Here is an 18,979-nt window from a genome sequence, read left to right on the forward strand (position 1 = left end):
GCATGGTGGTTCTCCTGACGCTGTTAGCCGCCGGCGGCGTCGTTGGTGAGTGAGGTCTCGAGCGAGTCGAGTTCCTGGCGAAGCGCGTCGACCTGCGCCTGCAGCAGGTTGCGGATGGACAAGATGCCGAGCAGCCGCGCCTGGTCGTCAGCCACGGGCAGGTGGCGGATGTGCTTGTCGACCATGACCTCGAGCGCCTCGCCGGGCGTGGTGTGGACGGTGGCCATCATCACCGGCGTGTTCATCATCTCGCGCACCAGCGTCTTGGCGGGATCCTTGCCGCTGAGGGCGAACTTCTTGAGCACGTCACGCTCGGTGAAGATACCGGCGATACGATTCTCTTTGTCGACTACGGCGACCGCGCCCACGCGGCTGGCGATCATCAGGTTGATGGCGTCGGCGAGGGTGGTCTCAGGATTGACCTTGGCGGGGACATCGTCGCAGAGGGTCAAGATACTCATGTTGGTGCTCCTTGTTGGCCCGCCATTATGAACCCCGGGGGCTTGATGTCAAGACGGAACGGTCATACCCGCTTGGCGAAGCGCGCATTTATTTCGCCTCGTTCTTCCAGACCTTGCCATCTTTCATCACGAAGCGGACGTCTTTCATCACGCTGATATCGCGCGTGGGATCACCGGCGATGGCGATCACGTCGGCATAAGCTCCGGGCGCGACCGTGCCGATCTGCCCGGTCATCTCCAACATCTCGGCCGGACGCGAGGTCGCCGAGACCAGAGCGTCAAGCGGCGACATCCCGAGCGCGACCATGCGCGGAAACTCCTGCGCGATCGGGTCGGACCACGAGAAGCCGCCCACGTCGGTGCCGAAAACGATCTTCACGCCCGCTTTGAGCGCCTTCTGGAAACTCGGGCCGTGCACGGCGACGCGTTTGCGGTCGCGCTTGCCGGCAGGAGTGTTCTCCGGCGCCCACCCGCCGTAGTAGACGGAGAGCGTGGGGCAATACCAAGTCCCCTGGCGAAGCATCTGCGCGACGTTGGCGTCGGTGAGCTCGAGGCCGTGCTCGATGGAATCGCACTTGGCGTCGAGCGCGCGCTGCAATCCAACGCCGTTGTACGCGTGGCACGCGACCTTCTTGCCCCAGCCGTGCGTCTCGTCCACGATGGCATTGATCTCTTCGAGCGTGAGTGTGGGTTGGGAAAAGAGGTTGCCGTCGCGGTCGAGCCACGACCGATGCGTCATGTAGACCTTGATCCAGTCAGCGCCATTATCGAGCTGCTCGCGCGCGGCTTTGCGCGCTTCGATAGGGCCATCGATGAGCTGCGCGCCCTTGGGCAGGTCGGGCTGGATCTCCGGCGCGTAACCCTCGAGGGGATAGCCGCCGCTCGTCGAGATGGCGCGCGTGGAAGCGAAGATGCGCGGGCCCGGGATGTATCCCTTCTCCACGGCGCGCTTCAACCCGACGTCCCCATAGCCGGCGCCCTCGGTCTCCACATCGCGGATGGTGGTGAACCCCTGGTCGAGCGCACGGCGCAGCGCCATGGTCGCGCGCGCGGCGCGATAGGAGATGCCGCCGAAGAGGAGATTCCCGTCGTAGCCACCCTCGACCGGATCCTCGCCCTGGAGAAAGATGTGGGTGTGCGACTCGACCAGTCCGGGCAGCACCATCACGTCAGGCCCCAAGGTGATGCGTGTGGTGGCAGTCTTCGCGTCGGCATTGTCGGGGCCGGTGACGGCAACGATCTTGTTGCCGCGGATGAGGATGGCGCGGTTATGCGTGACCTGCTTGCCGTCGAACAGGTTCGCCGCGGTGATCACGGTGAGCGGCGCCACTTCGACGCTGGCCTGCGCCCGGGCGGCGGTGGCCGTGCCCAGGATCGCGCCCAGGATGATCAACAGTAATAGCAGTCTGCGCATCTCTCCGTGCCTCATCTCTGTGCCTCCGTGAGTCTCTGTGGTGGGTTAAGGGAGCCAGATTGTAGTCGGCGCGGCATGCTGTAGCAATCGTGGCGGTAGAGACCTCGTTTTCCACCTCGCTCCACAGGAAGTCCGCGTATCGCACAGGCACGGAGACGACCGGCATTGCGCGCGCAGCGCGATGAGCAGTACAGTCGGAGGCAGAGATTCCGGATACCCGTGTCGTCATCCTCAAACCAGTCCGCGAACCAGACCGTCTGTCCCCTCTGCGATGGCACGGGATGGAAGTCCGTGAGCAACGGCGCCGCGCGCAAGGTGGCACGCTGTGACTGCATGGCGGCCAACCGCGCCGAGCGCCTGCTCGCTGCCGCGCACATCCCGGCGCGTTACGAGCATTGCGAGCTGGAGAATTTCGATACCACCGGCAGCCGCTCCGGCCTGTCCGCAGCACTCTTGGACGCGCGGCGGTTCGTCGAAGAATATCCGGTGCACCGCGCCGGGCTGCTGTTCGTCGGCGATATCGGTGTGGGCAAGACGCATCTTGCAGTCGGCGTGCTGAAATTGTTGATGCGGGAGAAGAGTATCCCGTGTCTGTTCTACGACTACCGCGAGCTGCTCAAGGACATCCAGAACTCGTTCAATCCGTCGGTACACGAGACCGAGATGGACGTGCTGCGTCCCGTCTTCGATACCGAAGTGCTGATCATCGATGAACTGGGCGCGGTGAAGCCCACCGACTGGAAGTGGGACACCATCTCCGACATCATCAACCGCCGCTACAACGCGCAGCGCACCACCATCTTCACCACTAACTTCCCGGACTTGCCCGAGAGCGGCAGCTCCGGCTCGACCGACCTGCGCAGCTTAGATTCGAGAAGCCGGGCCGCCGCCGAGCGCGCCAACCGCAAAGAGACCTTGGGCGACCGCATCACCGAGCGCATGCGCTCGCGCCTGCACGAGATGTGCAAGCTGGTCGAGCTGCATGGCGATGACTTCCGCGTGAAGGTCAAGAGCGCCAGCTTTCGTTAGGTTTCTCGTTTCCGGTTTCTCGTTTCTCGTGGCCTGAATCCGAGAAACGAGGAACGAGAAACCAGAAACCGTGAATAATGGCCTCGTGGGACCCATCCACATCGACTTCGCGCCCGAGAACGACGTGGCGATCTTCGAATCGCTGCCGGTGAAGCCTGCCGTCTTCACGCTGCGCGGCGAGCCGGGCAGCGAGCCCTATGTAACGAAATCCGCCAATCTGAAGCGGCGGCTGCTGCGCCTGCTGGGCGCGCCCGAGGAGCGGACGAAACGCCTCAACCTGCGCGAGCGTGTCCGCTCCATCGACTACACGCTGACTGGGTCTGACTTCGAATCGCGCTGGGTGCTTTATCAAACGTTGCGCCGCGAGTTTCCCAAGGACTATGCCGACCGGCTGAAGCTGCGCCCTGCGCCCTTGGTCAAGCTCAACCTCGATAACGAGTATCCGCGGGCTTATGTCACACGGAGAATCACAAACCTGCGGGGCAAGTCGCAGTATTACGGTCCGTTCCAGTCGCGCGCCACGGCGGAGAAGTTCCTCGCCGATTCGCTCGACCTGTTCAAGATGCGGCGCTGCGACTTCGATCTGCACCCCGATCCCGAGTTCCCGGGCTGCATTTATTCCGAGATGAAGATGTGCCTGGCGCCGTGCTTCAAAGGCTGCACCGACGCGGAATATTCCGACGAGGTCGCGCGCGTCCGAAAATATCTCGACACCGCGGGCGATTCCCTCACGCGCGAGTTCGAAGCCGAGCGCGAGAAGGCGAGCGCCGAGCTCGCCTTCGAGCAGGCAGCGGCACTGCACACCAAGCTCGAGAAGGTGCATGCCGCGGCGCAGCAGCGTCCCGAGATCGCGCGGCGCCTCGACCAGCTACGCGCGCTCATCGTGCAGCCGGCTGCCGAAGCGGGCTGCGTGGCCTTCTTCCTGCTCGAAGCCGGACGCCTCGCCGGGCCCACACCGTTCACCGTGCAGGACCAGGGCGAGGGCAAGCATCTTTCGATGGAGTCGCGGATCGTCGAAGCCTTGGCCGGTGCCGACCATCCGGCTCCAGGTCCGCCCAGCGAGCTGGTCGAGCACATCGCGCTGCTCAAGCGCTGGGTCTTTCGCACGCAGCGCATCGGCGAGATCTTTCTCGCCAACGAGAATGGCGAACTGCCCATGCGGCGCATCGTCCGCGGAGTCTCGCGCGTCTTTCGCGGCGAGAAGGAAGGCGCGTGGTCAGCGCCGGCGGGCCAGCTGCAGATCGAGCCCAAGCTGGAAGAGCCGCTCAAGTAGGGCTTCCTCGACTCACACGCACCTCGCAAGCTCGGTTCTTGTTCGCTCGGAATGACAATTCCATTGAGGTTGTCATTCCGAGCGAGCGTGAGCGGCAGCGAGCGCGAGCCGAGGAAGCCCTATATAATCGCGGTTCATCCGTATGCTTAAGACGCGTCTATTCCGCTCGACCACCGTGCTGGCGGTGCGCCGCAATGGCCAGGTGGTGATGGCCGCCGACGGCCAGGTCACGCTCGGCGACAGCGTGGTGAAGCATTCGGCGAAGAAGATCCGCCGGCTGCACAACGACAAGATCCTCGCCGGCTTTGCGGGCTCGACCGCCGACGCTTTCTCGCTCTTCGCCCGCTTCGAAGGCAAGCTCGACCAGTATCACGGCAACCTCGGCCGCGCTGCGGTAGAGCTCGCCAAGGACTGGCGGACCGACAAAGTCCTGCGCCATCTCGAGGCCTTGCTGCTCGTCGCCGACAAGGAGCAGATGTACCTGATCAGCGGGCAAGGCGACGTGATCGAGCCCGACTCGAGCGCTTCCGCCATCGGCTCCGGCGGACAGTACGCGCTCGCCGCCGCCCGCGCGCTGATCGACAATACCGACCTGCCTGCGCGCAAGATCGCGGAGGAAGCGATGCGCATCGCGGGAAAGATCTGTATCTACACCAACGACACGCTGACGGTGGAAGAGCTGTAGCGAGTACCGAGTTGCGAGTACCGAGTACCGAGTCCATGTCTGGATACTCCGGGACGCCATTAGCGAAGAAGCTTGGCCTGAAGCCGGGCATGGTCGTCGTCCTGAACGAGCCGAAGGGATTCCGCAAGTTGCTTACGGACTTGCCGGCGGGTGTCCGCTTCACTGATAAGGCGGAGAAAGATTCGGCCGCGGTCTTGTTCTTCACCACTCAGCGCAAAGAAGTCGAGAAGCTTCTTTCGCGACTGATGAAGCAGCTCACGCCCGACGGGATGATCTGGATGGCGTGGCCGAAAAAGGCTTCCGGCGTCGCCACCGACCTCACCGAAGACGTGATGCGCGAGGTCGCGCTGCCGCTCGGCCTGGTGGACATCAAAGTCTGCGCCATCGACGAGACGTGGAGCGGCTTGAAGCTGGTGATCCGCGTAGAGAACCGCAAGAAATGAAGCGCTGCCAGCCCGCCGGAATCGAATCTCCGTTACGATACTAAGTACCGAGTACTGAGCTATGGCCATCTATCTACCCGCCACCGCCGAAGAGCAGCAGATCGCGCTCGACGAGCTCACGCCGAAGGAGATCGTCGCCGAGCTCGACAAATACGTCGTCGGACAGAACGCCGCCAAGCGCGCCGTCGCCATCGCCCTGCGCAACCGCATGCGCCGGCAGAAGCTAACGCCTGAGCTCGCCGAAGAGATCATGCCGAAGAACATCATCATGATCGGGCCCACTGGCGTGGGCAAGACGGAGATCGCGCGCCGCCTGGCCAAGCTCGCCGATTCACCCTTCCTCAAAGTGGAAGCCTCGAAGTTCACCGAGGTGGGTTACGTGGGACGCGACGTGGAATCGATGATCCGCGACCTGATCGAGATCGCCATCGACATGGTCCGCGAAGAGAAAATGGAAGAAGTAGAGGACAAGGCTGAACTCAACGCCGAGGAACGCCTGCTTGACCTGCTATTGCCGGGTTCGCGCGCGCCCGAAAACGCGCAGCAGCCTTCCAGCGCGTCAGCCGGCTTTCTGGAAGGCCAGACCGAGCCGCAAGCGCGCACGCGCGAGAAGCTGCGCCAGCAACTGCGCGAAGGCAAGCTCGATGAGCGCATCGTCGAGCTCGAGGTCCGCGAAAAGTCCTTTCCCGCATTCGAGATCATCTCCAACCAGGGTGTGGAGGAGATGGACATCAACATGAAAGACATGCTGCCCAACCTCTTTGGGCCGCGCATGAAGAAGCGCAAGATGAAGGTCTCGGAAGCCTTCGAGTACCTCATCCAGGAAGAGGAGCAGCGGCTAATCGACATGGACCAGGTGCAGCGCACCGCCGTGGAGCGCGCGGAGAACTCGGGCATCATCTTCCTCGACGAGATCGACAAGATCGCCGGACGCGAGACCGGGCATGGGCCCGACGTATCGCGCGAGGGGGTGCAGCGCGACATCCTGCCCATCGTCGAAGGCACCACCGTCAACACGCGTTACGGCATGGTACGGACCGACCACATCCTGTTCATCGCCGCCGGCGCCTTCCACGTCTCGAAGCCGAGCGACCTCATCCCCGAATTGCAAGGGCGCTTCCCCATCCGCGTGGAGCTGCACTCGCTCACCATGGAGGATTTCGTCCGCATCCTGACCGAGCCCAAGCTCTCGCTGGTGAAGCAATCGACCGCCCTGCTCGAGACCGAAGGCTTGAAGCTGGAGTTCACCGAAGAAGCGCTGGGCGAGATCGCGCGCTTTGCCTTCCGCGTGAACGAGGGCACGGAGAACATCGGCGCGCGCCGTCTGCACACCATCCTAGAGCGTGTGCTTGACGAGATCAGCTTCAACGCGCCGGAGATGAAAGGGACAGACGTGAAGGTCGACGGCGACTACGTGCGCAAAATGCTCGCTGACATCGTGAAAGATCAGGACCTGAGCCGCTACATCCTTTAGCAGCTCCGCTCTAGCGGTGGCTCTCTTTCGAGCCGCGTTCGATCAGGCGCTTGGTCAACAGCACCAGCCCGATGATCTGCGTCCACTCCGAGACGATGTTGCCGACCACCTGGTTCCACTTCCCCTGCGCAGGGTTGTGCAAGTAGATCGCCAACCACACCGCGCCGGTGATGAGCAGGAAGATGGTCAGCGAGTGGCACTCCAGAAAATCAAGCACCTTGCCATGCCAGCGATGTTTCGGGCTACGACTCTCCGCCGAGCCTTGCTCGAACAGGAACTTGGTGGCGAGCACGGTGACGACCACGCCGGTCCAGTCCGCGATGGCGTTGCCGAAGAACGCGCCCCAGTGCGTGTTCGGGTCGGAGCGCCAGTAGAGGATGATCCAGAGCAGTAGCACCCCGACCGCCACGAGGCTGAGCGAGTGGCGCTTCAGGAAGTTCCCTTTGTGCTTTACCAGGTGGAACGTCGTCATGGCGCGTGTTCCCTCCCGCACGATCAGACTGGCAAAAGCCTAGCAGCGATTCGACTTCGGCGGCGCGATTCCATCTGATAGGCTGTTGCGTTTTGATGCACATCCCACGATCGGCTCTGTCTCTCGTCGCTATCGCCGCCGCGCTCCTGCTTGCCGGATGCGGTACGCCCGGCGCGCCCTTGCCGCCCACGCTCGACCTGCCGCAGCCGCCTAGCGACCTGAAGGCCACGCGCAGGGGCGCCAAGGTCACGTTTACCTGGACCGTCCCTTCGCAGACGACGGACCGCGCCCTGGTGAAGCCGGGCCATCTGGGAGCGACGCGCATCTGCCGCGGACAGCAGCCGGTGATGGGGATGAACGCCTGCGTGCAAGCCGCCGGCGAGGTCCCTGCCGCGCGGCTCCAGCCCGGCAAGCCCGCGACGTATACGGATACGCTCTTGCCACAACAACAGGCCGGCTTCACGACTTACGCGGTCGAGACGCAGAATGCGCACGGCCGTTCGGCGGGACTGTCTAACCAAGTCCAGGTCCCGCTGGCGGCGACCGTAGCCGCGCCGCTGTTGAACGCGCGCGTCACTGCCGAAGGTCCTGAGATCTCCTGGCGTCCGATCGTCGGCTGCGTGGCGCAAGACCAGACGACGGGCGCGACCTGGTGCACCTTCCGCGTGCGCCGTGTGCTCAAAGGCGCACCGCCGGAAAAAGAGAGTGTGGTCGCCGAGGTGGAAGACCGTCCCGGCGCGGACGCCGCCCGCACCGACTACGTCCTCAAGGTCACCGACCCCCTGGCGGAGTGGGAGAAGACCTACGTCTATCGCGTCACGCCGATCACGCACGTCCGGGAGGGCGACCAGACCGTCGAAGTGGAAGGCGACGACTCGGCGCCGGTCGAGATCTTTGCGCACGATGTCTTCCCGCCGGCAGTCCCCAGCGGCGTCCAGGCGGTCTACTCGGGCCTGGCGCAACAGAAGTTCATCGACCTGACGTGGGCGCCCGTCATGGACGCTGACCTCGCCGGTTACAACGTCTATCGGCACGAAGAGGGCGCGGCGGCGGTGAAAATCAGTGGTGAACTGGTGAAGACGCCGGCCTTCCGCGATCCGAATGTCCAGCCCGGCCACAAATATTTCTATAGTGTCGGTGCTGTCGACCTGCGCGGCAACGAGAGTGCGAAGTCGGCGGAAGCAAGCGAGCAGGTTCCCCAGTGAGTAAAAGCCCGTCCATGAAAGAAGAAGAACCTTAATGAGATACCAGCAATGAGGTACTGCCGCTTCCAGAGCCCTACCGGCCCGGCCTACGGCCTGATCGAGAGTGTAGGCGGGCGCGACATGATCACGCGCTCGCTCAGCATGCCCGAGGACGCCACCAGCTTCGGCGCCGGCGGACACATGGCCGCCATCGCGCTTTCCGAAGCCAAGCTGCTCGCGCCCGTGGTCCCCTCGAAGATCATCGGCGTAGGACGCAACTACAGCGACCACGCCAAGGAGCTGGGCAACGAGCCCCCCAGCGAGCCGCTTATCTTCCTGAAGCCATCGTCGACCATCATCGCTTCGGGCGACACCATCGTGAAGCCGCGAGTCTCGCAGCGGGTGGATTACGAAGGCGAGCTGGGCATCGTCATCGGGCGCAAGTGCCGCAACGTCCGCGATGACGAAGACGTGAAGGCGTACATCCGCGGCTACACCTGCGTGAACGACGTGACTGCGCGCGACCTGCAGAAATCCGATGCGCAATGGACGCGCGCCAAGGGCTTTGACACCTTCTGTCCGGTGGGCCCGCTGCTCTCCGACGAGATCGATCCCGCGAACGTCACCGTGGAGACGCGGGTGAACGGAGAGCCGCGGCAACGCGGTTCCACGCGTGACTTCATCTTTTCTCTCGATGCTATAATCCGCTACATCAGCCGCGTCATGACGCTCTCGCCCGGCGACCTGATCACCACGGGGACCCCAGCCGGCGTCGGGCCGCTGCAGGCCGGAGACATGGTGGAAGTCACCATCCCGGGTATTGGGACGTTGCGGAATCCAGTCCAGGATGAGCCCAGCGCATGAAGTTCTTCATCGACACCGCCAACCTCAAAGAGATCCGCGAAGCCGCCGCCCTGGGCATCCTCGATGGCGTCACGACCAACCCGTCGCTCATGGCCAAGGAGGGCAAGCCCAATAACAAAGAGACCATCCGCGAGATCTGCGAGGTGGTGGGCGGGCCAGTCTCGGTCGAGGTCGTCGCCACCGAAGCGGGCGCGATGTGCAAGGAAGGCCAGGAGTACGCCGCCTGGCACAAGCACGTGGTGGTGAAGCTGCCCACCACCAAAGACGGCGTGAAGGCGTGCAAGTGCCTCGCTGACCAAGGCATCAAGATCAACATGACGCTCTGCTTCTCGCCCAACCAGGCGCTGCTGGTGGCCAAGGCAGGCGCCTCGTACGTGAGTCCCTTCATCGGGCGGCTCGACGACATCAGCGAGAACGGCATGGACGTCATCCGCCATATCCTGACCATCTATCGCAATTACGGCTATCCCACCCAGGTACTCGCGGCCTCGATCCGGCATCCAATGCATGTGGTGGACGCCGCGCTCGCCGGCGCGCACGTTGCCACCATCCCGTTCAAGGTGCTGGAGATGATGTTCAACCACCCGCTGACGGACAAGGGACTCGCGGCTTTCTTGAAGGACTACGAGAAGGTGAAGAAGCAATAGGATTTGTTCATTGGGTCATTGGGTCATTGCTTCATTCTGAGCCTCGCAGCTCCGGGCGGTAAGCCGCAAATGGACCACTGAAGCAATGAACCAATGAATCAATCCTAGGCCGCCGTATGACCTCACTTCGTCTGCTTCCAATATTGATCGCTGGCGTGGCCGCGCTCGCCGGGCTTGGCGGCTACGCGCTGTGGCGCGCGCGCCGCAAGACCCCGGAGCAGCGCGAGCAGGAGCGCCGGACGCGCATCGCGCAGCTCGGACGCATCACCGACGGCACCGTGATCGACGTGAGCGAACTTGCCGGTAATCAAAGCGGCCCGGGCGCGTTGCAACTGCTCATCTATCAGTACGACGTTGCCGGCGTGTCGTATGAAGCGGCGCAGGATGTGACGCATCTGCGTCCGTTCGTGGACCTGCATACCTGCCGCATCGGCGTCCCCGCATCGATCAAGTACGATCCGCAGAACCCCGGCAACTCCATCGTGATCGCAGAGAGCTGGAGCGGGCTGCGGGCGTAAACCCCGTTCTTACCGCAGAGCTCGCGAGGACGCAGAGGACTTCTCTTTCCTTTTGCCATTTCCGCTCTGCGGTCTCTGCGTGCTCCGCGGTTAGAATCCTTGCGTGCTTCCCGAGATCATCTCTGGCGTAGCAGCCGCCGGCGCCGCAGCCGGCGTCTTCACCTACGGCGCCACGGTGGCGAAGTCGCAACTCTTCGGTCCCACGTTCTTTGGCGTGGCGCCCTCCGGTAAGGGCGGGAAATCAAAGCAGCTCGCGCTCACTTACGACGACGGTCCCAACGACCCGCACACCCAGCGCTTGCTCGACGTGCTCGACAAGCACGGTGTGAAGGCGACGTTCTTCCTCATCGGACGCTACGTGGAGCAGCGTCCGGATATCGCGCGCGCCGTTGCCGAGCGCGGCCACGTCGTTGGCAACCACACGTTCACCCATCCCAACCTGATATTCAGTTCGAAAACCGCGCTGAAAAACGAGCTTGAGCGGACCGAGAAGGCTCTCACGCAAGCTGTAGGTGAGCACTCGCGGTTGTTCCGTCCGCCGTTTGGCGCGCGCCGCCCGGCGACGCTGCGCGTGGCGCGGGCGATGGGGTTCCAGACCATCATGTGGTCGGTGAAGTGTTGGGATTGGTCAGCGCCGAGCGCGGACTACATCGTGGAGAAGGCGCGCCAGCGTATCCGCGGTGGCGACGTCATCCTGCTGCACGATGGCGGACACGTTGAATTTGGCGCCGACCGCGCGCACACCGTCGCTGCGACTGATGAGTTGATTCGCGGCTATAAAGGTGAGGGGTTCGAGTTTGTGACGGTGCCGCAGATGCGGGCTACCGGAGATCACAGCCACTAGATCTGTGATTCCGAGGAATCTGCTTTTGCGCAAGGCAGATTCCTCGTCGCCCGCCGCGGCGGGCTCCTCGGAATGACAACTCAAATAGTCCTGAACGCTTCTCTCGCCGCTTCCACCGTCGCTCTGACATCGTCTTCCGAGTGCGCGTTGCTCAGGAACGCGGCCTCATACTGTGACGGCGGCAAATAAACGCCACGCTCCAGCATCGCCCGGTGCCATTTGCCGAACGCCGCCGTGTCGGACTTCGACGCCGAGCCCCAGTCGGTGACCTTCCCTTCTTCCTTCTGAAAGAACCAGGTGAACATCGAGCCCACGCGGTTCGCGCTCAACTTCACCCCGGCCTCTTCCGCCGCGGCGCAGACCTTTTCGACCAGCACGCCGGCAAGCGATTCGAGCCGCGTGTAGATCTCCGGATGCGCCCGCAGATGTTTCACCGTGGCCAAACCGGCGGCCATCGCCAGCGGATTCCCGCTCAGCGTCCCCGCCTGGTACACCGGGCCGAGCGGCGCGACCTTGTCCATGATCTCGGCGCGCCCGCCATAAGCCCCGACCGGCAAGCCGCCGCCGATGATCTTCCCTAAGGTCGTAAGGTCAGGCGCTATTCCGAAGAGCTGCTGCGCGCCGCCCAGCGCGACGCGGAAGCCGGTCATGACTTCATCGAAGATGAGCAGCGTGCCGTTTTTCGTGCACATCTCGCGCAGCGCCGCCAGATATCCCGGCGCCGGTGGGACGCAGCCCATGTTCCCGGCCACCGGCTCCACGATCACGCACGCGATCTGGCCCTCGAACTTCGCGAACGCCTGCTCGACCGCGGCAATGTTGTTGAAGGGCAGCGCAAGTGTGAACTGCGCGAGCTCGTCGAGCACGCCGGCGGAGCCGGGGATGCCGAGCGTGGCCACGCCGGAGCCGGCCTTCACCAGCAGCGAGTCCGCGTGGCCGTGGTAACAACCCTCGAACTTGACGATGTACTTGCGCGCGGTGTGCGCGCGCGCGAGGCGGATGGCCGACATCGTCGCCTCCGTCCCCGAGCTGACGAAGCGCAGCTTCTGGATCGCGGGAAACGCGGCGACCACCGCCTCCGCCAGTTCCAGTTCGAGCGGGGTGGACGCACCGAAGCTCACGCCCGAGCGCGCGCCCGCTTCGATCACGCGCGTCACCTCCGGATGCGTGTGGCCGAGGATGAGCGGTCCCCACGAGCCCACGTAGTCGATGTACTGATTGCCGTCCGCGTCCCAGATCAGCGGGCCATTGCCGCGAACGATCCATGGTGGCTCGCCGCCGACCGCGCGAAACGCACGCACCGGGGAATCCACGCCGCCGGGGATCACCCTTTCGGCGCGCTGCTGCAACTTGCGAGAGAGTTCGTGCTTGCGCGGCATGGAAAAAGAAAAGCCGCGAACAATATAGCAGCGGCGCGGATTTTGGGCGGACGCAGCCGCGTCAGGCCGCGAACGCCAGGCTACCTTGGCGCAATTGCAGCGCGCGCCGCAGGAAGGCCGCCGCGAGCAGCGCCGCGGCGAATCCCAGGTACATCAGCGGACGTCCTGACTGCGCCGTGACGCCGATATAGTCCATGTCCGGCGTGGCGTGCATCGGGCCAACGTACCACCACGCGACGTAAATCGCTTCGAAGAGCTTGCTCGACCCACTCCACGCGCCGCAGGCAAGCGCGAATGCGGGGATGAACAGCGCCGCCGCCAGCCAGCACGCCAGTCCGTTGATGTCGCGAGCAACAAGCATGCGCAGGGCCGCCGGCCCGCCGGTCAGCACGGCGACCAGCACGCCGGCGAGGTAGAGCGCCGGGAACTGCCGCGTGATGGAGTGCGCGCTCGAAAAGACGAGCGGACCGGTGCGGAAGCGCGCCTCGCGCGTCCCCATCTTCGACCAGATCAGCGCCGTCCAGATCCAGGTGAGCGGCAGCACGACCGCCCGCGTGTCTTTGGCGCTATTCGCCAGCGCCGCGATGAACAATCCGCCCAGCCCGATCCACCACAGCCAGGGCAAGCCTTTGAGCATGAGGCGTAGTTCGCTCGCTACCACCTGCGCAAAGCGGAAGCGCGGCGCGGCGGCGGGCAGCGGCGTGAGATGGGCGTTCATAGGAAAGACAGGAGCAATCGCGATCGCGTCGGATTCGTCCACCGTTTCCGTCTTTCTCCGGAATATCCGGAACAAGCTCCAGCCGCTGCCGCGCAGGCGCAGCCGCATGCGCGCCGGATCGAAGCGATGGAAGATGAGCGCGGCGAGCGCGACCAGCGCGAGCGCGGCGAGCACCCAATAGACGCGGCTCAGCAGGATGGCTGCCGTCCAATCCATGCCGTCCCACACAAATGTATCGAGGTTGGCACGGCTGTGGCCGCCGCCCACAGAGAACGCGGTGCGCGCTTCCGGATGCACCCGGCGCAGTGCGCCAATGATGTTCTGCTGGAACATCAGGATGCCGGCCAGGTCCTGCTTCTTCATCTGGACGGAAGCGCCGAGCAGGATGCTCCAGCCAAAGAAATACGCGAAGTTGCCAAAGCCGCCGCGCAGTCCCGGCGTGCACTCGAAGAAGACAGCCACGCAGCTGATGACGAAAACTCCGGGCAGCGCCACGATGAGGAAGGGCGCAATGAACTTCCACAACTCGAAGTGGCGGTCCTCGCCCTGCCACATCTGCATGGCGATGCCGGCCACGGCAAGCACCGCGACCAGCGTACTGAGCACAAAGAAATTACTGACCGCCTTGCCCAGCACGTACGTGGTCTTTCGGATGGGCGTGGCGGCAATGATCTGTCCCACGCGCGTCTCTTCGTCACGCCGCACGCAGTTCTTCACCACGTAGAAGCCGGCCAGCGTGAGGAAGGTGGTGACCATCAACGTCATCACCGCGCCCGACCACGCCGAGTTGAAGATGCCGCGGTAGTGTTCGCCTACGTCCACGCCGATCGTGCCCTTCACCGTGAGGTACGCGAGCCAGAGCACGGCCGCCATCATCACCAGGAAACTGTAGCGGCGAAAGCGCTCGAGGAAATCCGCGCGCGCGATGTGCCAGAGAGCGCGCATTATTTCGCGACTCCATTCCTTGCCCCGGTGATCTTCAGCAGATACGCGTCTTCGAGCGTGGGCGCGAGCGCCTGCGCGTTCGGGCACGGTGAGGAGTCGGCGATCACGCGGACGTGCACGCCGTCTGAGCGGCGCGTCGTTCCGCTCACCATCCAGCGCGCCTTCGCGGCGTTCAGTTCCGCGCTCGGCACGACGCACTCCCATACCTTGCCTTCGACCTCGGCGAGCAGCGCTTCGGGCGTGGCGTGCGTGATGAGTTGTCCCTGCGCGATGAGCGCAATGTCGGTCGCAACCGCTTCCACGTCGGAGACGATGTGGGTGGAGAGGATCACGATGCGCTCGCCGGAAAGCTCGGAGAGCAGGTTACGGAAGCGCACGCGCTCTTCCGGATCGAGCCCGGCGGTGGGCTCGTCCACGATGAGCAGCTTGGGATCGTTGAGCAGCGCTTGCGCGATGCCGACACGCTGCCGCATGCCGCCGGAGAATCCGCCCAGCGGACGCTTGCGGACTTCGGTAAGGTTCACCAGCTGCAGCAGCTCGTCGATGCGGCGGCGCGCAAGTCCGGCGTCGAGCCCCTTGATGGCGGCAAGATACTCCAGGAACTCGACCGCGTTCAGGTTCGGATAGACGCCGAAATCCTGCGGCAGGAATCCGAGCACCTCGCGGATCGCGTCGGGCTGGTGGCGGATGTCGGCGCCATTCCACAACGCGGTGCCCGCGGTCGGCGCGGTGATGGTCGCCAGGATCGACATCAGCGTCGTTTTGCCGGCGCCGTTCGGGCCCAGCAGGCCCAGCACTCCGGGCGCCAGCGCGAGCGAGAAATCCTTCAGCGCCCACACCTTCTCGCGCCCGCCGTACTGCTTGCTCACGTTCTGTATCTCGAGCTTCAAGCTGGTCGCCTTTATCGGGACAATGTTCGCTAGTTGCGCTGCCGTAGCCATGGTCAGGGAACGTGGCATCCAAGGTCAAAGTTCCGCGAATCGATCCAACTCGCATCGGTCTGCGCGGAGCCGGGCAACGGTTTACAATCGAAGCTAAGTCATGGTCCAGCCGTTTGTCCGCGAATTGTTCGCGGACGTGGAAAAGTCTGACACTTTCCGGCGTGCCCTCCTCCCTCTGAAACGAGGGACCTCCGCATCCGCCTTCGGGGCGGGGGGTCAAAAGGCGGGCGCGGGGCGGATTCGTGTCTCCGGACTCACTCCCACCGCAAAAGCCCTGCATCTTCCCTTGCTGCACCGCGCGGCGCAGCGGCCGCTGCTCATCATCGTGCGCGACAACCGCGCGGCCGACGCCCTATTGCCGGTGCTGCGCGCCGCATGCGAATTGACCATGGCAGCCGATCCGGCGGCGGTCATCGCGCTGCCGGCTTTTGACACGCTGCCCTTCGAGAACCAGTCGCCGCATCCCGAGATACAAGAAGAGCGCGCCGCGGCGTTGTGGAAGATCGCGACCGGCGGCGCCGAGATCGTGATCGCGCCCATCGAGTCGGCGCTCATGCGAATGCGCGTGGCGGAGCACTACTCCGGACTGGCGCGCACGCTGCGCAAGGGCGAGACCATCGACTCTGAACGCCTAGTCGAGCACTTGAACCTCGTGGGCTACGTGAAGGTGGACGTGGTCGAGATGCCGGGACAGTACGCCGTGCGCGGCGGCATCCTCGACGTTTACTCGCCCGAGATGGACCGCCCCGCGCGCGCCGAATTCTTTGGCGACGAGATCGAGTCGCTGCGCAAGTTCGATCCCGCATCGCAGCGCTCGCAGAATCCACTCGATGAGGCGGTGCTGCTGCCACTCACCGAGACCGCCGTCAGCGAAGCGACGCTCGCTGCCATCCACACGCGGCTTTCCGGACAACGCATCATCGGCGCACAGGCGGTGGTCGAAGACGCCATCGTCGCCGGCGGCGTCTCCGTCTTCCCCGGCTGGGAACTCTACGCGCCCGTTGCCGGCGCAAACTCAACGTTGCTCGACTTGCTTCCCGAAGCCGCCGTCTTTGTGGACGAGCCGACCGAGGTCGCGCCCGAACTGGAAGCCTTCTGGGAAAAGCTCGAAGCCGTGCACGAGCAGAGTGGCGTGGGCAAGCTGGTGCGTCCGGCGGAGTTGTTTCTTTCGTCCGACGAATGGCAGGCCGCGCTGGCTCAGCGCCCGGGCGGGTCGCTGGAGCACCTGGCCATCGAGACATCCGGCAGCGAGACGATCACGTTTCAGTCGCAGCCCACGCCCAAGTTCCATGGTGCGGTGCCTGCGCTGGTGGAAGAGGTCCAGCGGCTCACCGCAGACGGCCGCCGCGTGCTTTTCTGCGCCGGCTCCACCGGCGAGATGGAGCGCCTGGCCGACATCTTCACCGAATACAACGTGCCCTTCCGCATGGGCATGCGCACCGGCACCGCCGGCGGCGAGACCTTCCTCGACGAAGCCGCATACTTCACCGAAGACGTCTTTGCCACCACGCTGGTCCGCGCCTACGTGCCCGATGGCGTGCTGCTGCCCGAGGTAAAGCTGGCAGTCTTCGGCTCGCGCGACCTGTTCGATGAATCCGAATCCGCCATCTCGCGGCCTATCAAGCAGAAGTCGAAGACGGCCACGTTCATGTCCGACTTCCGCGACTTGGCGGTCGGCGATTACGTTGTCCACGTGGAGCACGGCATCGGCGAGTACCGCGGATTGCGCGAGATCGATCAGGATGGCGCGCCCGCGGAGTTCATGGTGCTCGAATACGCGGAGGCAGCGAAACTTTACGTCCCGCTGACGCGGCTCGACCTCATCCAGAAATATCGCTCGGCGGAAGGCGCCAAGCCCGTGCTCAGCCGTCTGGGCACGGCCGCGTGGCAGAAAACGAAGACGCGCGTGAAGAAGGCCATGAAGGAGATGGCCGACGAGTTGCTCAAGCTTTATGCCGCGCGCAAGACCGCCGCGGGCCACGCCTTCCCTGCAGACACCGACTGGCAGCGCGAGTTCGAAGACGCCTTCGAGTTCCAGGAGACGGAGGACCAGGCGCAGGCCGTGGTCGACATCAAGCGCGACATGCAGTCGCCGCAGCCGATGGACCGCCTGCTTTGCGGCGACGTTGGCTACGGCAAGACCGAAGTCGCGATGCGCGCGGCATTCAAGGCGGTGAGCGATGGCAAGCAGGCCGCCGTGCTCGCGCCCACCACCATCCTCGCCTTCCAGCATTTCGAGACATTCAAAGAACGCTTCAAGCAGTTCCCCATCACCATCGAGATGATCTCGCGCTTCCGCTCGGCCAAGCAGCAGAAAGAGATTGTCGAGAAAGTGGAGCAGGGGAAAGTGGATATCCTCATCGGCACGCATCGCCTGCTCTCGCAAGACATCAAGTTCCAGGACCTGGGACTGCTCGTCGTCGACGAGGAGCAACGCTTCGGCGTCCGCCACAAAGAGCGGCTGAAGCAGATGAAGCGCGAGGTGGACGTGCTGACCATGTCGGCCACGCCCATCCCGCGCACGCTGCACATGGCCGTGGTCGGACTTCGCGACATGAGCGTGATCGAGACGCCGCCGAAAGACCGCATGGCCATCCAGACGGTGGTCGCTGCCTTCGACGAGAAACTGATCCGCAGCTCGATCGAGCAGGAACTCGAACGCGGCGGGCAGGTCTACTTCGTCCACAACCGCGTGGAATCCATCTACGAGATCGCGGCGAAGATCCAGGAGCTGGTGCCGAGAGCGCGCGTGCTCGTGGGCCACGGCCAGATGAGCGAGCGCGAACTCGAGAAGGTGATGTTCGGATTCGTCCGCCACAACGCCGATGTGCTCGTCGCCACCACCATCATCGAGAACGGGCTCGACATCCCGCTCTGCAACACCATCCTCATCAACCGCGCCGACCGTCACGGATTGTCGGAGCTATATCAGCTGCGCGGCCGCGTGGGCCGCTCGAACCAGCGCGCGTATGCCTACTTGCTCGTCCCGCCGGAGCAGGAGTTGACGGCCATCGCGCGCCGGCGGCTGGCGGCGTTGAAAGAGTTTTCCGACTTGGGCGCCGGCTTCAAGATCGCTGCGCTCGACCTCGAATTGCGCGGCGCCGGCAATCTTCTGGGCGGCGAACAGAGCGGACACATCGACGCTGTCGGCTTCGAGCTCTACACCTCGATGCTCGAACGCACCATCAAAGAGCTGCGCGGCGAGGTCTCGGAGGAGCAGGCTGAGACGCAGCTCAACCTCGGGCTGAATATCCGCATCTCGCCCGAGTACATCGCGGAAGAGAATCAACGCTTGCGCATGTACAAGCGCGTTGCCGCGGTGGAGAGCTTGCAGCAACTGGGCGACGTGCGCGACGAGCTCACCGACCGTTACGGCGAGCCGCCCGCGGCGGTCCGCAACTTGCTGGAGTATGCCGAACTCAAGCTCGCGGCCGAGCGCGTGGGCGTGGCGGGGATCGATCGCCGGCGCGAGGTCGTCCACGTGAAGTTCACCGAGAAGGCCATCGTCGATCCGGAGAAGCTGGCACAGTTCGTCGCTAAAGAGCGCGGCGCGCAGTTCACTCCTGCCGGCGTGCTGCGGTTCCAGTTGAAGTCCACGCGGCCGGAAGACGTGCTCGCCCGGCTGAAGGAACTGCTGGCAGATTTAGCTGCGGAAGAAGTCGGCGTTGCTTGACGGGGCGGCATCAGA

17 protein-coding genes are annotated in these 18,979 nt (G+C 64.1%); 11 read left to right on the forward strand and 6 right to left on the reverse strand.

Going from position 1 to position 18,979, the window contains the following annotated elements; all coding sequences use genetic code 11:
- Nucleotides 1–23: 23 nt before the first annotated feature.
- Together M3P27_05030 and M3P27_05035 are read right to left on the reverse strand one after the other, a co-directional pair.
- Nucleotides 24–461, reverse strand: coding sequence for a CBS domain-containing protein (locus M3P27_05030; protein MDP9267674.1), 438 nt, complete (start codon nucleotides 459–461; stop codon nucleotides 24–26).
- A gap of 88 nt (nucleotides 462–549) precedes the next feature.
- Nucleotides 550–1,875, reverse strand: a complete 1,326-nt coding sequence (locus M3P27_05035; protein ID MDP9267675.1) for an amidohydrolase family protein — start codon at nucleotides 1,873–1,875, stop codon at nucleotides 550–552.
- A 291-nt stretch (nucleotides 1,876–2,166) separates the two neighbouring features.
- Between M3P27_05035 and M3P27_05040 the strand changes: the two genes are divergently transcribed.
- The 5 genes from M3P27_05040 to hslU all read left to right on the forward strand — a co-directional run bounded on the left by M3P27_05040 (nucleotide 2,167) and on the right by hslU (nucleotide 6,779).
- A complete protein-coding gene (locus tag M3P27_05040; protein ID MDP9267676.1) occupies nucleotides 2,167–2,904 on the forward strand; it encodes an ATP-binding protein in 738 nt (245 codons plus the stop codon).
- Between the two features lie 70 nt (nucleotides 2,905–2,974).
- Nucleotides 2,975–4,177: an excinuclease ABC subunit C gene (locus M3P27_05045; protein MDP9267677.1), complete on the forward strand. Its 1,203-nt coding sequence runs from the start codon at nucleotides 2,975–2,977 to the stop codon at nucleotides 4,175–4,177.
- 142 nt (nucleotides 4,178–4,319) lie between these two features.
- A complete protein-coding gene (gene hslV, locus M3P27_05050; GenBank protein ID MDP9267678.1) occupies nucleotides 4,320–4,862 on the forward strand; it encodes an ATP-dependent protease subunit HslV in 543 nt (180 codons plus the stop codon).
- 35 nt (nucleotides 4,863–4,897) lie between these two features.
- A complete protein-coding gene (locus tag M3P27_05055; protein ID MDP9267679.1) occupies nucleotides 4,898–5,305 on the forward strand; it encodes a DUF3052 family protein in 408 nt (135 codons plus the stop codon).
- A 61-nt stretch (nucleotides 5,306–5,366) separates the two neighbouring features.
- On the forward strand, nucleotides 5,367–6,779 hold the full coding sequence (gene hslU / locus M3P27_05060; protein MDP9267680.1) for an ATP-dependent protease ATPase subunit HslU: 1,413 nt from the start codon (nucleotides 5,367–5,369) through the stop codon (nucleotides 6,777–6,779).
- A 10-nt stretch (nucleotides 6,780–6,789) separates the two neighbouring features.
- On the opposite strand, the gene M3P27_05065 is transcribed toward hslU, so the two are convergent.
- Nucleotides 6,790–7,251, reverse strand: coding sequence for a hypothetical protein (locus tag M3P27_05065; GenBank protein MDP9267681.1), 462 nt, complete (start codon nucleotides 7,249–7,251; stop codon nucleotides 6,790–6,792).
- A gap of 95 nt (nucleotides 7,252–7,346) precedes the next feature.
- Between M3P27_05065 and M3P27_05070 the strand changes: the two genes are divergently transcribed.
- From M3P27_05070 to M3P27_05090, 5 genes are all read left to right on the forward strand, one after another.
- Nucleotides 7,347–8,456, forward strand: coding sequence for a hypothetical protein (locus M3P27_05070; GenBank protein MDP9267682.1), 1,110 nt, complete (start codon nucleotides 7,347–7,349; stop codon nucleotides 8,454–8,456).
- Nucleotides 8,457–8,504: 48 nt separating this feature from the next.
- On the forward strand, nucleotides 8,505–9,299 hold the full coding sequence (locus M3P27_05075) for a fumarylacetoacetate hydrolase family protein (protein MDP9267683.1): 795 nt from the start codon (nucleotides 8,505–8,507) through the stop codon (nucleotides 9,297–9,299).
- Nucleotides 9,296–9,946, forward strand: coding sequence for a fructose-6-phosphate aldolase (fsa, locus tag M3P27_05080; GenBank protein MDP9267684.1), 651 nt, complete (start codon nucleotides 9,296–9,298; stop codon nucleotides 9,944–9,946). Before M3P27_05075 ends, fsa begins: the two co-directional genes overlap by 4 nt.
- A gap of 116 nt (nucleotides 9,947–10,062) precedes the next feature.
- Entirely contained in the window at nucleotides 10,063–10,464 is a 402-nt protein-coding gene (locus M3P27_05085) for a hypothetical protein (protein MDP9267685.1), read from the forward strand.
- 103 nt (nucleotides 10,465–10,567) lie between these two features.
- Nucleotides 10,568–11,308: a polysaccharide deacetylase family protein gene (locus tag M3P27_05090; protein MDP9267686.1), complete on the forward strand. Its 741-nt coding sequence runs from the start codon at nucleotides 10,568–10,570 to the stop codon at nucleotides 11,306–11,308.
- An 80-nt stretch (nucleotides 11,309–11,388) separates the two neighbouring features.
- On the opposite strand, the gene hemL is transcribed toward M3P27_05090, so the two are convergent.
- From hemL to M3P27_05105, 3 genes are all read right to left on the reverse strand, one after another.
- The gene (hemL, locus tag M3P27_05095) at nucleotides 11,389–12,687 is read right to left on the reverse strand and encodes a glutamate-1-semialdehyde 2,1-aminomutase (protein ID MDP9267687.1); all 1,299 of its coding nucleotides are present in this window, start codon (nucleotides 12,685–12,687) and stop codon (nucleotides 11,389–11,391) included.
- Between the two features lie 61 nt (nucleotides 12,688–12,748).
- Nucleotides 12,749–14,350 carry a hypothetical protein gene (locus tag M3P27_05100; protein MDP9267688.1) on the reverse strand — a complete coding sequence of 534 codons (1,602 nt, stop codon included), beginning with the start codon at nucleotides 14,348–14,350 and terminating at the stop codon, nucleotides 12,749–12,751.
- A complete protein-coding gene (locus tag M3P27_05105; GenBank protein MDP9267689.1) occupies nucleotides 14,350–15,240 on the reverse strand; it encodes an ABC transporter ATP-binding protein in 891 nt (296 codons plus the stop codon). Before M3P27_05105 ends, M3P27_05100 begins: the two co-directional genes overlap by 1 nt.
- A gap of 151 nt (nucleotides 15,241–15,391) precedes the next feature.
- Here M3P27_05105 and mfd point away from each other — a divergent pair, with 151 nt between their 5' ends.
- Nucleotides 15,392–18,964 (forward strand): transcription-repair coupling factor, encoded by a 3,573-nt coding sequence (gene mfd / locus M3P27_05110; GenBank protein ID MDP9267690.1) that lies wholly within the window; start codon nucleotides 15,392–15,394, stop codon nucleotides 18,962–18,964.
- Nucleotides 18,965–18,979: the final 15 nt, after the last annotated feature.

The organism is Acidobacteriota bacterium (assembly GCA_030774055.1).
Classification (GTDB): domain Bacteria; phylum Acidobacteriota; class Terriglobia; order Terriglobales; family Acidobacteriaceae; genus JACPNR01.